General features: G+C 65.7%; 14 protein-coding genes. 8 read left to right on the top strand and 6 right to left on the bottom strand.

Annotated features, from left to right (window positions below):
* The first annotated feature begins 31 nt into the window (after nucleotides 1–31).
* From HEQ22_RS02895 to HEQ22_RS02910, 4 genes are all read left to right on the top strand, one after another.
* Nucleotides 32–1,168 carry an acyltransferase family protein gene (locus tag HEQ22_RS02895; RefSeq protein WP_432769700.1) on the top strand — a complete coding sequence of 379 codons (1,137 nt, stop codon included), beginning with the start codon at nucleotides 32–34 and terminating at the stop codon, nucleotides 1,166–1,168.
* Nucleotides 1,169–1,180: 12 nt separating this feature from the next.
* The gene (locus tag HEQ22_RS02900; protein WP_432769701.1) at nucleotides 1,181–1,381 is read left to right on the top strand and encodes a hypothetical protein; all 201 of its coding nucleotides are present in this window, start codon (nucleotides 1,181–1,183) and stop codon (nucleotides 1,379–1,381) included.
* A 74-nt stretch (nucleotides 1,382–1,455) separates the two neighbouring features.
* Nucleotides 1,456–2,580 (top strand): S41 family peptidase, encoded by a 1,125-nt coding sequence (locus HEQ22_RS02905; RefSeq protein WP_432769702.1) that lies wholly within the window; start codon nucleotides 1,456–1,458, stop codon nucleotides 2,578–2,580.
* A gap of 189 nt (nucleotides 2,581–2,769) precedes the next feature.
* Entirely contained in the window at nucleotides 2,770–3,522 is a 753-nt protein-coding gene (locus HEQ22_RS02910; RefSeq protein WP_432769703.1) for a class I SAM-dependent methyltransferase, read from the top strand.
* A 42-nt stretch (nucleotides 3,523–3,564) separates the two neighbouring features.
* Here the strand turns inward: HEQ22_RS02910 and HEQ22_RS02915 are convergent, their stop codons facing one another.
* Together HEQ22_RS02915 and HEQ22_RS02920 are read right to left on the bottom strand one after the other, a co-directional pair.
* Complete coding sequence (locus HEQ22_RS02915) at nucleotides 3,565–4,032, bottom strand: hypothetical protein (RefSeq protein WP_432769704.1); 468 nt, start codon at nucleotides 4,030–4,032, stop codon at nucleotides 3,565–3,567.
* A 156-nt stretch (nucleotides 4,033–4,188) separates the two neighbouring features.
* Nucleotides 4,189–4,674, bottom strand: a complete 486-nt coding sequence (locus HEQ22_RS02920) for an N-acetyltransferase family protein (protein WP_432769705.1) — start codon at nucleotides 4,672–4,674, stop codon at nucleotides 4,189–4,191.
* Nucleotides 4,675–4,904: 230 nt separating this feature from the next.
* Here HEQ22_RS02920 and HEQ22_RS02925 point away from each other — a divergent pair, with 230 nt between their 5' ends.
* Nucleotides 4,905–5,801: a beta-1,6-N-acetylglucosaminyltransferase gene (locus tag HEQ22_RS02925; protein WP_432769706.1), complete on the top strand. Its 897-nt coding sequence runs from the start codon at nucleotides 4,905–4,907 to the stop codon at nucleotides 5,799–5,801.
* Between the two features lie 20 nt (nucleotides 5,802–5,821).
* Here HEQ22_RS02925 and HEQ22_RS02930 read toward each other — a convergent pair whose 3' ends face one another.
* The 4 genes from HEQ22_RS02930 to ispG all read right to left on the bottom strand — a co-directional run bounded on the left by HEQ22_RS02930 (nucleotide 5,822) and on the right by ispG (nucleotide 8,096).
* Entirely contained in the window at nucleotides 5,822–6,013 is a 192-nt protein-coding gene (locus HEQ22_RS02930; RefSeq protein ID WP_432769707.1) for an H-X9-DG-CTERM domain-containing protein, read from the bottom strand.
* Nucleotides 6,014–6,023: 10 nt separating this feature from the next.
* Complete coding sequence (locus HEQ22_RS02935) at nucleotides 6,024–6,212, bottom strand: hypothetical protein (RefSeq protein ID WP_432769708.1); 189 nt, start codon at nucleotides 6,210–6,212, stop codon at nucleotides 6,024–6,026.
* A gap of 11 nt (nucleotides 6,213–6,223) precedes the next feature.
* Nucleotides 6,224–6,442 (bottom strand): hypothetical protein, encoded by a 219-nt coding sequence (locus tag HEQ22_RS02940; protein WP_432769709.1) that lies wholly within the window; start codon nucleotides 6,440–6,442, stop codon nucleotides 6,224–6,226.
* A 502-nt stretch (nucleotides 6,443–6,944) separates the two neighbouring features.
* Nucleotides 6,945–8,096 carry a flavodoxin-dependent (E)-4-hydroxy-3-methylbut-2-enyl-diphosphate synthase gene (ispG, locus tag HEQ22_RS02945; RefSeq protein ID WP_432769710.1) on the bottom strand — a complete coding sequence of 384 codons (1,152 nt, stop codon included), beginning with the start codon at nucleotides 8,094–8,096 and terminating at the stop codon, nucleotides 6,945–6,947.
* A 265-nt stretch (nucleotides 8,097–8,361) separates the two neighbouring features.
* Between ispG and HEQ22_RS02950 the strand changes: the two genes are divergently transcribed.
* The 3 genes from HEQ22_RS02950 to creD all read left to right on the top strand — a co-directional run bounded on the left by HEQ22_RS02950 (nucleotide 8,362) and on the right by creD (nucleotide 11,706).
* Complete coding sequence (locus HEQ22_RS02950; protein WP_432769711.1) at nucleotides 8,362–9,117, top strand: TorF family putative porin; 756 nt, start codon at nucleotides 8,362–8,364, stop codon at nucleotides 9,115–9,117.
* A gap of 221 nt (nucleotides 9,118–9,338) precedes the next feature.
* The gene (locus HEQ22_RS02955) at nucleotides 9,339–10,073 is read left to right on the top strand and encodes a TorF family putative porin (protein ID WP_432769712.1); all 735 of its coding nucleotides are present in this window, start codon (nucleotides 9,339–9,341) and stop codon (nucleotides 10,071–10,073) included.
* A 172-nt stretch (nucleotides 10,074–10,245) separates the two neighbouring features.
* The gene (creD, locus tag HEQ22_RS02960) at nucleotides 10,246–11,706 is read left to right on the top strand and encodes a cell envelope integrity protein CreD (RefSeq protein ID WP_432769713.1); all 1,461 of its coding nucleotides are present in this window, start codon (nucleotides 10,246–10,248) and stop codon (nucleotides 11,704–11,706) included.
* The last annotated feature ends 88 nt before the right edge of the window (nucleotides 11,707–11,794 follow it).

Genomic DNA, 11,794 nt, shown 5'->3' on the forward strand with positions numbered 1-11,794 from the left:
CAAGTCCGGGATGACGAATGGGGGGAGCCGCATGAATTCCACGCGCCATTACGGGATGGACTGGCTGCGCATCGGGGCTTTTGCGCTGCTGATCCTCTATCACATCGGCATGTATTTCGTGCCGTGGGGCTGGCATGTGAAGATCGACCCGACGATCGACTGGGTCGCGATCCCGATGCTGGCGACGAACGGCTGGCGGCTGGCGCTGCTGTTCCTGGTGTCGGGGTATGCGAGCGCGGCGCTGTTCGCGAAGCTCGGCGGCAGCGGCGCCTTTGCGCGCTCGCGCAGCGCGCGGCTGCTGATCCCGCTGTTGTTCGGGGTGATCGTGATCATCCCGCCGCAGCCGTGGATCGAACTGGTCGGGCAGCATGGCTACGCCCAAGGCTTCCTGCATTTCTGGGCGCAGGATTATTTCGCGTTCCAGTTTCTGGACGGCATCGCGCTGCCGACCTGGCAGCATCTGTGGTTCGTCGTGTATCTGTGGGTCTATACGATGCTCGCGGCGCTGGTGCTCGCGCTGGTGCCGGGGGCGATGCGCGGGCGGCTGTCGGACGGCACGGCGCGGTTGCTGAACGGATGGGGGCTGCTTGTCTGGCCGACCGCGGCGTGGATCGCGATCTACATCGCCTTTCCCGACCATGACGAGACCCACGCGCTGTTCGACGACGGGCCATCGCATCTTCATTACCTGACCGCTTTCTTTGTCGGCTGGCTGTTGCGGGTGCGGCCGGTGCTGTTCGCGTCGGTGGCGCGCTGGTGGAAGGTCGCGCTGGCGATCGGAATGATCGCGTTCATTCCCGTGGCCTTGATCGAGGGGACATGGCCCGGCGATACGGTGGCGCCGGACTGGGTGTTCCTGCCTTATCATGTCGCGCGCCATATCAATGGCTGGCTCATCATCGTCGCGCTGCTCGGCATTGCCGATGCCTTTTGGAACCAGGACCATCCGAAACGGGCGATGCTCGCCGAAGCGGTGTTTCCCTTTTACATCGTCCATCAGACGATCATCGTCGTCGTCGGATGGTATTTGTTGCAAGCCGGCGTCGCGGCGCTGCCCTCCTTTCTGATTCTGGTCGCGGCGACCGTTGCAGGATGCTGGCTTTTCTATCTGGGTGGGCGCAAGGTCGGCTGGCTGCGACCGCTGATCGGACTTCAGCGCCGCGCGTAGGGGAGAGACGCTATGGGTGCTTTAAAGGGTGCGATGACGGTCGTCGGGATCGCGTTGATGATGATGGGCCTGCTGTGGGTGCTGCAGGGGCTGGACATCGTGCGCTGGCCCGCGAGCAGCTTCATGCTCGGCGATATCACCTGGACCCGCAACGGCGCGATATTGGCGGCGGCGGGCGCGTTGCTGGTGGTGCTGGCACGCCGCCAGCGCTGACGACTACATATGTAGTTGATAAGCGCGCGCGGTCATGGCACATCGTCCCCGCCGGGGATGATGGGAGATTTGCCGTGAATTTGTCCTGCCGTCTTGCCCCCGCGCTGTTGCTCGCTGCGGGTCTGAGTGTCGTTTTGCCAGCCGTCCACGCCGCCGAAGACGCCGCGCCCGCTGTGAAATCGGACGCTGTTGCCGAAGCTTACGCCGCGTTGCTCGAACGCGATTACGTCTATCCCGAAATAGGCCGTCGTTACGCCGCGGCAATTCGCGCCGGCATCGCTGCCGGGCGCTATGCGCCGCTTGCGGGCGATGCGCTGGCGACGGCGCTGGAGGGGGACGCGCAGGCGGTGTCGCCCGACGGCCATCTGCGGGTGCGGCCGCCCGCGGGTGCGGTGGCGCCGGGGCCGGTGCGCCGGATGATGCCCGACCTTGTTGCGATCGAGCAGCCGGGATGGATCGCGCCGGGGATCGCCTTCGTCCGCTTCAACCTGTTCCCGGACGATGCCGCGGTCACCGCGGCGGCCGCGAAATTCATGGCCGACCATGCCGATGCGAGGGCGGTCATCTTCGACATCCGCACCCATCGCGGCGGCGGTATCGACCAGATGGACGTCATCTTTCCTTGGCTGTTCGACAAGCCGACGCGGCTGGTGACGATGGCGACGCGCGCCTCGGTCGCCGAGACGCGCGGGTCGCCGATGGACGGCGCGGCGTCGATGCGCCCGGTGGCGGGCGCGGCGGGCATGGCGACGCGCGAGCATTGGGCGACCCCGAACGCCGACGCGCGACTGCGCGATGCCAAAGTCTATGTCCTCACCTCGAGCGTCACCGGGTCGGCGGCCGAGCATTTCGCGCTGGCGATGCAGCACACCCGGCGCGCGACGCTGGTCGGCGCAGCGACCGCGGGGGCCAATCATTTCGGCGGCATGGAGGATCTGGGCGGCGGTTTCCTGGCGTTCATCCCGGTCGGACGCACCTATGATCCCGCGACGGGCAAGGACTGGGAGGGCGGCGGGGTTGCCCCCGACATCGCGGTCGCGCCCGCCGACGCGCTGGTGCGCGTGCTCACCGACCTCGGCATCGGAGCAGACGACGCCAAGCGGTTGTCCGACGCGCATGTGCCGAGCGCGCCGATGGAGCGCCGCCGCGGGCCGCAGCGGGTACCGGCGGCGGCCGGATCCACCTCCCCCGGCGGCTGACCACTGGTAGCGCGGATGCCGCCGTTCGTCGGTTGGTCATCGGCACCAGTGTGTTGATAGAATAACACGCCTGCGCGGCATCGCGCGCGCCTATCCCTGCATCCAATCGCGTCGTTGCGGACGTCCAGTCGCTGTCGGCTTTCGGCATCGGCTTTGGGTCGCCGCACGGCCATCAGAGGGAGAAATATCATGTCACGTCATACACTGCTCAGGACCACATCGGGGCTGTTTGCCGCTGTCGGCTTCGGGGTTGCGGCGCTTGCGCTCGCGGTGCCGGTGCAGCCCGCGACGGCGCAGGTCGCCGCGGTCGATCCGGGCCGCCCGGCGACCGACAAGGCGCAGGATGCCAGTCGCAAGCCCGGCATGATGGTCAAGTTCGCGCGCATACAGCGCGGCGACACGGTGGTCGAACTGCTGCCCGGCGAAGGCTATTTCACCCGCATCTTTTCGAACGCGGTCGGCCCGAAGGGCAAGGTGATCGCCGCGGCTCCCGGCGAGAGCGACGCGATGAAGGCGCTCGCGGCCGAAAGCGCGCGCAAGAATGTCGAACTGTTCGCAGGCTCGTTCGACAGCGTCGGGCCGGCGGGCGCCGCCGACGTCGTGTGGACCTCGCGCAACTATCACGACCTGAAGGGCAGCAAGGCGCCCGCCGATGCGACCGAGCGGATGAACAAGGCGGCGTTCGCGGCGCTGAAGCCCGGCGGCTATTATGTTGTGCTCGACCATAGCGCCGCGGCGGGATCGGGCACGCGCGACTGCGACACGCTCCACCGCATCGACGCCGAGGCGGTGAAGGCCGAGGTGCTCGCCGCGGGATTCGTGCTCGACGGCGAGAGCCCGATGCTGGTCAACAAGACCGACACGCGCACCGCATCGGTGTTCGACGCGTCGATCAAGGGCCGGACCGACCAGTTCGTCCTGCGCTTCAAGAAACCCGGCTGAGTGGGGTGGGGGCCCGGCCGTCGAAGCCGGCCCCCGCCGCGCTTATTTGCCGAGGCCGAAGCTGGTCGACGACAGGAATTTCCAGCCGCCCTCGCTGCGCACCAGCGTTTCGACGATCGCCTCCTTGCCCCAGTCGGGCTTTTCGGTGCCGCGCTGATTGACGACGGTCAGCGCATAGGTGACGACCGCGGTGTTGCCGCTCAGCGAAATCGACTGCGGGCTCAGCTCATATTGAAGGACCTTGCCCTGGCCGTTCAGGAACTTGGTCCAGCGCACCGCCGAATCCTTACCGCGCGGCGCGGCGAATTCGGACGACCAGACGACCATCTGCGGGTCGGCATAGTTGGCGGGCCATTTGCCGTTCTGGGCGACATCGTCCTTCCAGCTTTGCTGGATAAAGCCCCACACCTCGCTCTGTTCGGCCGACCAGGTCGGCATCTGGGCGTGCGCGAGCGGCGCCGCGCCCATAAGCAGAAGGGCCGCCGAAGCGGCGAAAAAATTGCGTGTCATGCTGTTTCCCCGTCTTGCCGGCCCCCGTTGCGGGTGACCGGACCGTTCGCGCGAACGCGAACCCACCTGCGGCCCGGGCGGAGAAGATCATGGTTCGGGGGCGCTGGCAAACGCCATCGGTTGGCCGCTGGAATCGAAGCCTTCTTTGGCGCGCGATCAGCGCGGCGGCGCGGCAAGCCCGGCGAGCGCGTCGCCATCGACTCGCATGACGGTCCATTCGTCCATCATCCGCGCCCCGAGGCTTTCGTAAAAACCGATCGCCGCGGCGTTCCAGTCGAGCACCGACCATTCCAGCCGCGCGCACCCGCGCTCGACGCTGAGCTGCGCGAGGCGCGCGAGCAACGCCTTGCCCAGCCCCGATCCGCGTGCCTCGGGACGCACAAACAGATCCTCGAGGTAAATCCCCGGGCGCCCCTCGAAGGTCGAGAAATTGTGGAAGAAGAGGGCGAAGCCTTGCGGCGTGCCGTCCAATTCGCCGATGATCACCTCGGCATAGGGGCGCGGCCCGAAAAGGTTGGCGCCGAGCGTCGCCTCGTCGAAACGGACCTCGTCCGAGAGCTTTTCATAGGCGGCGAGGTCGCGGATGAACTGCGCGATCAGCGGCAGATCGACGGGCGTAGCGGGGCGGATCGAGACGGTCATGCGAAACTGATATCCTGCAGGCGTTGCGGCGGCGCCCTTACAATGGCGCGCCGCTGCCCCATATGGCAAGCATGCCGCCGGACCATGCCGCTTCGCAACGCGGCCGGCCATCTGTCGGGCATTGTCTCCTATCGATCAAAAAATCGCTTTGATTGGGTTTTCCGGGACAGGGAAATGATTGCGATTCCGGTGAGCTGACAGCCCGGTTCGCGATCCGAAAGGCGTGCCTCATGATCGGCTATTTCATCCTCCTCCACCGCTTTCCCGAACAGTTCAAGCGCATGTTCCGCGCCATCTATGCCCCCGGCAACAGCTATGTGATCCATATCGACAAGGGGTCGGGCGACGCATTCGCTGCCGACATCACCGACTTTCTGAAACCCTATCAGGGGGTGGCGATCATCGAATCGAAAAAGGCGCTGTGGGGCGGCTACAGCCTGGTCGATGCCGAACTGCGCGGCATGGCGCAGCTGCTGGCGATGAACAGCAGCTGGACCCACTATATCAACCTGTCGGGGCAGGATTTTCCGTTGAAATCGCAGGCGTATATCCGCGACTTCGTCCGCGCCAACCCGCGCCGCCAATATATTCGCGCGCTCGACCAGCGGGCGATCCGTCCCGACACGATGAATCGCGTCAGCCACATGTTCGTCGAGGCGTTCGGGCGGATGCTCCGCACCGGCGTCCCGCGCCGCTTCCTGAAGAACGCGACGCCGTTCATCGGCACGCAGTGGAAGACGGTGACGCGCGGCTTTTGCCAGTTCGCGGTGCACGACCGGCGCGCCGACCGTTTCAAGGCCTTCTATCGCCGCAGCTTCATTCCCGACGAGGCGTTTTTCCAGACGCTGATGATGAACAGCGCGGCACAGGGAGAGGTCATGAACGACGATCTGCGCACGATCGACTGGGTGCCCGACGGTGACATCAAGCTGCGCCCGCGCACCTGGCTGGCCGCCGACGCGCTGCGCCTGACGCGCAGTCCCGACCTGTTCGCGCGCAAGTTCGACGAGGCCGAGGATGCGGGGATTTTCGACCTGATCGAGGCGCATCTGAAAACCCCGGCGGCGAATGTCTATGCCCCCGATCCAGTGCGCCCGCAAAGCGACCTGGCGCTCGAAGCGGCGTAGCGGGGCGGGGCGGCGGCGGCTTAGATGCCGTTGCCGGTTCCTTGCTGGGTGATCGGCTTAATGGCGCCGTCCTTCGGCGCGCCGGTCGCGCCGCGGACCGAGCCGTCGGCGAGCAGGATATTGACCCCGCCGGGATGCGCCTTCGTGCCGCCTGCGACGCTGTCGAGCGCCGAGTCGGTGAGGGGTTTGGGGGTGATGTCGGGTTTGCTCATCGCCTGTCTCCTATATGCCGTTGCCGCTGCCGGCGTTGGCAATGCCCTTCACCGAGCCATCGCTGGGGACGCTCGGGGCGGGCTTCGCCGCCGCTTCGCGCACTTTCTGCACGGCGGGGAGGAGCAGACCGATGCCGCCGTTCACGCCGTCGAGGGAGGTGTCGTCGAGTTGTTTGGGAGTGGATGTCATTTTGGTCATCGGGTTTCTCCTCAAATGCCGTTGCCGCCGGTGCCCTGCGCGATCGACTTGATCCCGCCGGGGGCGGCGCTGGTCGATGCGACCGTCCTGACCGATCCGTCGCCGGGTTTGGCGGGTGCGTCGCTGACCTTTTGCACCGCGGGCAGCAGCAGGCCGATCAGGATGCCGCCGTTGACGCCGTCGAGCGCTTCGTCGCTGATCGCTTCGGGGGTGGGGCGTTTCTTGCTCATCGTCCGTCTCCTTGGCGCGGCGTTGCACCGCCGATGCGATGCTGATGCGCGACCCAGAGGGGAAATGCTGTGCGTGGGCGCACAGTCGGCGATTTTTTCCGGCGCGAATATTTCACCCACGCGCGGTTATGGCAAGGGCAGGCGGTGAGGATAGCTATGTAAAGGTGATTGGCGCGTGGGAATGAAATGACCGGAAGCGACCAGAAGCTGCCCTACTTAACCCCGTTCGCATCGAGCGAAGTCGAGATGCCCATCGGCGTGGTGTGAGGTCGAAGGGTGTCTCGGCTTCGCTCGACACGAACGGATTGGGGGATGGCCTTTGACGACCAGTTGCGGACCTAAATGCGGTGTACCCCGGCGAAAGCCGGGGTCCAGGGCGTAAACACGCAAAGCCAGCTTTCCAATGCTCTGGGCCCCGGCGTTCGCCGGGGTACAGACATGAGCAAACGGCCGCTTCCCACCCCCCAAGCCGACATTGATCGGCAGCGGACGATTTGCAGCGTCAGGCCGCCTTGCCGTGGGTCACGTCCATGCTCTGGCTGACGCCGCCGTCGATCTCGGCGGCCTTCGCCTCGACCAGCTTGACGATATGGCCGATCATGTCGGCGTCGGCGACATGATGGTCGGTGACGCCCGAGAGGTAGACCATATGTTTGCCGTTGCCGCCGCCGGTGATGCCGATGTCGGTCTCGCGCGCTTCGCCGGGGCCGTTGACGACGCAGCCGAGGACCGAGAGCGACATCGGGGTCTTGATGTGGCCGAGCGCTTCTTCGAGCGCCTGGACGGTGCGGATGACGTCGAAGCCCTGGCGCGCGCAGCTGGGGCAGGAGACGACGCGGACGCCGCGGGTGCGCAGGCCGAGCGATTTCAGGATCTCGTAACCGACGCGGACTTCTTCCTCGGGTTCGGCCGAGAGCGAGACGCGGATGGTGTCGCCGATCCCGGCCCACAGCAGGTTGCCGATGCCGAGCGCGCTTTTGACGGTGCCGCCGATCAGCCCTCCCGCTTCAGTGATGCCGAGGTGCAGTGGGCAGTCGACCGCGTCGGCGAGCTGCGCATAAGCGGCGACGGCGAGGAATACGTCGCTCGCCTTCACCGCGACCTTATAGTCGTGGAAGTCATGGTCCTGGAGCAGCTTGATATGGTCGAGCGCGCTTTCGACGAGCGCCTCGGGGCATGGCTCGCCATATTTTTCGAGCAGGTCTTTTTCCAGGCTGCCGGCGTTGACGCCGATGCGGATCGCGCAGCCGTTCGCCTTGGCGGCGCGGACGACTTCGCCGACGCGTTCCGACGAGCCGATGTTGCCGGGGTTGATGCGCAGGCACGCGGCGCCGGCGTCGGCTGCCTCGAGTGCGCGCTTGTAGTGGAAATGGATGTCGGCGATGATCGGGATCCGCGCGGCGCGGACGATCTTGCCGAGCGCGGCGGTGCTGTCGGTGTCGGGGCAGGAGACGCGGATGAGGTCGGCGCCGGCTTCCTCGCAGCGGCGGATCTGGTCGATCGTCGCCACCGCGTCGCTGGTCAGCGTGTTGGTCATCGTCTGCACCGTGATCGGCGCGCCGCCGCCGACGGGCACGCTGCCGACCATGATCTGGCGCGATTCGCGCCGCGCGATGTCGCGCCAGGGGCGCAGGCCGGGATTGTGATCGCTCATGATGCTGCTCGATGCTCGACGGGGGGAGATATGCGCCGCTCTTTAGCCGGGCGGCGACCGCTTGGCAAAGCCGGCGTGCGCCGCGCCGCGATGTGGCGTGAATGTCACAGCGCCGCGCCGAATATAACATATGTGTAATTTTTGTTTGTGCGATGCGGCAAAATAGGCAATTTTCGGTCGGTTCGTTGCAGAACGCCCCATCGAGAGGCGTGCGCAAGGGCAGCAGGATGGACGGCTCGTTTCACTATCCAGGGGGGCTCACCCAATGAAATTTCTCACCAAGGCGTGCTTCGGCATGCTCCTCGCCGCGTCGGCCATGTCGACCCCGGCCTTTGCGCAGGAAGAAGAAGACGCGCCGACCGGCCCGCTGACGCTGTCGGGCGGGATTGCGGTTACGTCGGACTATCGTTTCCGCGGTATTTCGCTGTCGAACGAAAAGGTCGCGGTGCAGCCGACGCTGACGCTGAGCCACGAAAGCGGCTTTTACGCCGGCGTCTGGGGCTCGTCGCTGCCCGACAGCCCGCTGTACGGCAAGTTCGAGCTCGACCTCTATGCCGGCTTCGCAACCGAGATCGCCCCCGGCACCTCGGTCGACATCGGCGCGACCTATTATGTCTATCCCGGCAACCAGAATTTCGCCGGTCCGAGCGACTATGTCGAGGTGATCGGCAAGCTGTCGCATGACCTCGGCCCGATCGGCGCGACCGCGACGGTCGCTTACGCCCCCGACCAGGCGTCGCTGGGCAGCAACGACAATATCTATGCCAACCTCGGCCTGTCCTATGGCATCGCCGACACGCCGGTGACGCTGACCGGTTCGGTCGGCTATTCGGACGGCTCGCTCGCCGCCGCATCGGCCGACGGCAATTATCTCGACTGGTCGGCGGGCGCGTCGTTCGCCGCCGACATGTTCACCTTTTCGGTGCAATATATCGACACCGACATCAAGAAGACCGGGGTGAAGGCGATCGACACGCTGTACGACCCGACCGTGGTGTTCACGCTCGGCGTCTCCTTCTGATCGTCCTCGTAACTTTGTTACGACGGTAACCGGATTTACGCAGCAAACTGTTGCACAAAAGTCGCAGCGAGACGTTTTAGGATGTTTCGCTGCGACTTTTTGTTTGTGCAGCGCAGCATTTTCGTGAACAGCACGGCTACGCGAGACCGGAGCGGCCCGAAACGAGGCCGACCGTCCAGCGGCAGGCGGGACGATCCATCGACCAGTATAAGGATCTGTCCATGAAAACTCTCTCCCGCGCATGCTTTGCCATGCTCCTCGCCGCTTCGGCGATGTCGACTCCGGCATTCGCCCAGGAAGAGGAAGACGCCGGCGACGGCATCACCATCACCGGCGGCGCGACCGTCGTCAGCGACTATCGTTTCCGCGGTTTCAGCCAGTCGAACGAAGAAGCGGCGATCCAGGGCACCTTCACCATCGCGCACGACAGCGGTTTCTATCTCGGCACCTGGGGGTCGAGCATCGGCTTTGCCAACGGCACCGAAATCGACATTTATGGCGGCTATGCGACCGAACTGACCCCCGGCCTGACCGGCGACATCGGCGTCACCGCCTATCTGTATCCCGGCGCCAACAATGCGACGGTGATCGAACCCTATGCGTCGCTGACCGGCGCGATCGGCCCGGCGTCGATCAAGGGCGGCGTCGCCTGGGCGCCGAGCGGGCAGGATTCGCTCGGCGATGCCAGCGCCATCTATCTCTACACCGACGTCGGGGTGCAGATTCCGGAAACCCCGGTGAAGTTGAAGGCCCACCTGGGCTATGCCAAGAGCGACAGCTTCCTCGGCGGGCTCGACGGCGAAGTCGTCGACTATTCGGTCGGCGCCGATTTCACCTGGAAGGTCTTGACGCTCGGCGTCGCCTATATCAACACCGACGCACCCAAGGTCGGCGGCTTCAAGGAAGCCTTTGGCGCCGACGGCGCGGTGGTGTTTTCGCTCGGCGCCGCTTTCTGACGCCGGGCCGGGGCGGCCTTCGGGGGGAGGCCGCCCCCTTCTTCTGATCCAGACGCAAAGGGCGGTCCTGCGGGGCCGCCTTTTTCGCGGCTGCACTTTGTCGCAACCGGGTTGACGCCTCCGGTGAGCCGTGCAATTTCATCGACGAAATGAAATAGACGGAGAGTGACCGATGGCTGCCAGCGAACTGCCGACCGAAGCGCCCGTGCGCCGCGAGCGCAGCCCGGGGATCAAACTGGCAATCGCGGTGGTGATCGCGGTGGCGCTGATGGTGCCGCTGCTGATGGTCTATGGTCTGCTCTGGGACCGCCAGCAGCAGGCCGAAACCGCGCAGGCGGCGATCGGCCAGGGCTGGGGCGGGCAACAGACAATCGCCGGGCCGGTGATCGTCATCCCCTATCGCGCGACCGAGACGACGACGGTCAACGAGAATGGCCGCGACGTGACGCGATCGGTCGACACGATCCGCAACCTGTATCTGTCGCCGCAGACGAACGAAGCGGCGGTGGTCATCAAGCCCGAGAAGCGCCGCAAGGCGATTTACGAGACCGTCGTCTATGAAAGCCAGGTGACGGGCAGCGCCGCCTTCGTCCTGCCCGCCGACATCGCGCGTTACGGGGTGACGCGCGAGGCGCTGATGCTCGACCGCGCCGAGGTGCGACTGGGGGTGAGCGACGCGCGCGGGCTGGTCGACGGCAACAGCGTCGCGGTGAACGGCACCGCGCTGGCGTTGCAACCCGGCAAGGGGCTGCTCTCGACCGGCAATTCGGGGACCTTCGCCTTCGTCGACTGGAGCGCGGCGGCGCCGCTGACGGTCGATTACAAGATCGGGGTGCGCGGGCTGGGCGATTTCCGCCTGATCCCGCGCGGGGTCGACACCCGCTGGACGGTGAAGTCGAGCTGGCCGAACCCGAGCTTCGGCGGCGACTTCCTGCCCGCCTCGCGCAAGGTCGGCAGCGACGGTTTCACCGCGACCTATGCGATTCCCAATCTGGCGCTGGGGCAGGCGCAGGTGCTGACTGGCGACCTGTCGCCGCCCAACGCGACCAACTATGGCGGCGGCGGGCCGGGCTATGCCGAGGCCGCGATGGTCGAGGCTGCCGCCAGCGGCAACGGCGAAGCGTCGGGCGGCACCGCGAAAGCGGTCGCGATCAGCCTCATCGAGCCGGTCGACCTGTACAGCCAGGTCGACCGCAGCATCAAATATGGCTTTTTGTTCATCGGCTTCACCTTCGTCGCGTTCCTGATGTTCGACATCATCGCGGGGGCGCGGGTGGCGGCGGCCGAATATCTGCTGACCGGGGTCGCGCTGGTGTTGTTCTTCGTGCTGCTGCTGGCGTTTGCCGAGGTGATTGGCTTCACCTTCGCCTATCTGCTCGCCGCCGGCGCGATCATCGGGCTGCTCGCAGCGTATAGCGCCGCGGTGCTGAAAAGCTGGAAACGCGCGCGCTTCCTCGCCGCGATGCTGATCGGACTTTATGCGTTGCTCTATGTGCTGCTCAACCTCGAGGCTTATTCGCTGCTGATCGGTGCGGTGCTGATGTTCGTCGCGCTCGCCGGGGTGATGTACATGACGCGGAATATCGATTGGGGCGGGGTGGGGAAGAAGGGTGAGAATCCCGCGATAGCTTAAAGAAGCGGTGTGTCCCCGCGAAGGCGGGGACCCATCACCCGCCCGTTCAACCTTGCACCGACCGGAGATGGGCCCCTGCCTTCGCAGG

This window comes from Sphingopyxis sp. (assembly GCF_050916055.1).
GTDB lineage: Bacteria > Pseudomonadota > Alphaproteobacteria > Sphingomonadales > Sphingomonadaceae > Sphingopyxis.

Bases quoted from the DNA above. Each gene is read 5' to 3' on its own strand.
- HEQ22_RS02895 (WP_432769700.1), top strand. From the start codon at position 32: ATGAATTCCACGCGCCATTACGGGATGGACTGGCTGCGCATCGGGGCT.
- HEQ22_RS02900 (WP_432769701.1), top strand. From the start codon at position 1,181: ATGGGTGCTTTAAAGGGTGCGATGACGGTCGTCGGGATCGCGTTGATG.
- HEQ22_RS02910 (WP_432769703.1), top strand. From the start codon at position 2,770: ATGTCACGTCATACACTGCTCAGGACCACATCGGGGCTGTTTGCCGCT.
- HEQ22_RS02915 (WP_432769704.1), bottom strand. From the start codon at position 4,032: ATGACACGCAATTTTTTCGCCGCTTCGGCGGCCCTTCTGCTTATGGGC.
- HEQ22_RS02920 (WP_432769705.1), bottom strand. From the start codon at position 4,674: ATGACCGTCTCGATCCGCCCCGCTACGCCCGTCGATCTGCCGCTGATC.
- HEQ22_RS02925 (WP_432769706.1), top strand. From the start codon at position 4,905: ATGATCGGCTATTTCATCCTCCTCCACCGCTTTCCCGAACAGTTCAAG.
- HEQ22_RS02930 (WP_432769707.1), bottom strand. From the start codon at position 6,013: ATGAGCAAACCCGACATCACCCCCAAACCCCTCACCGACTCGGCGCTC.
- HEQ22_RS02935 (WP_432769708.1), bottom strand. From the start codon at position 6,212: ATGACCAAAATGACATCCACTCCCAAACAACTCGACGACACCTCCCTC.
- HEQ22_RS02940 (WP_432769709.1), bottom strand. From the start codon at position 6,442: ATGAGCAAGAAACGCCCCACCCCCGAAGCGATCAGCGACGAAGCGCTC.
- ispG (WP_432769710.1), bottom strand. From the start codon at position 8,096: ATGAGCGATCACAATCCCGGCCTGCGCCCCTGGCGCGACATCGCGCGG.
- HEQ22_RS02950 (WP_432769711.1), top strand. From the start codon at position 8,362: ATGAAATTTCTCACCAAGGCGTGCTTCGGCATGCTCCTCGCCGCGTCG.
- HEQ22_RS02955 (WP_432769712.1), top strand. From the start codon at position 9,339: ATGAAAACTCTCTCCCGCGCATGCTTTGCCATGCTCCTCGCCGCTTCG.
- creD (WP_432769713.1), top strand. From the start codon at position 10,246: ATGGCTGCCAGCGAACTGCCGACCGAAGCGCCCGTGCGCCGCGAGCGC.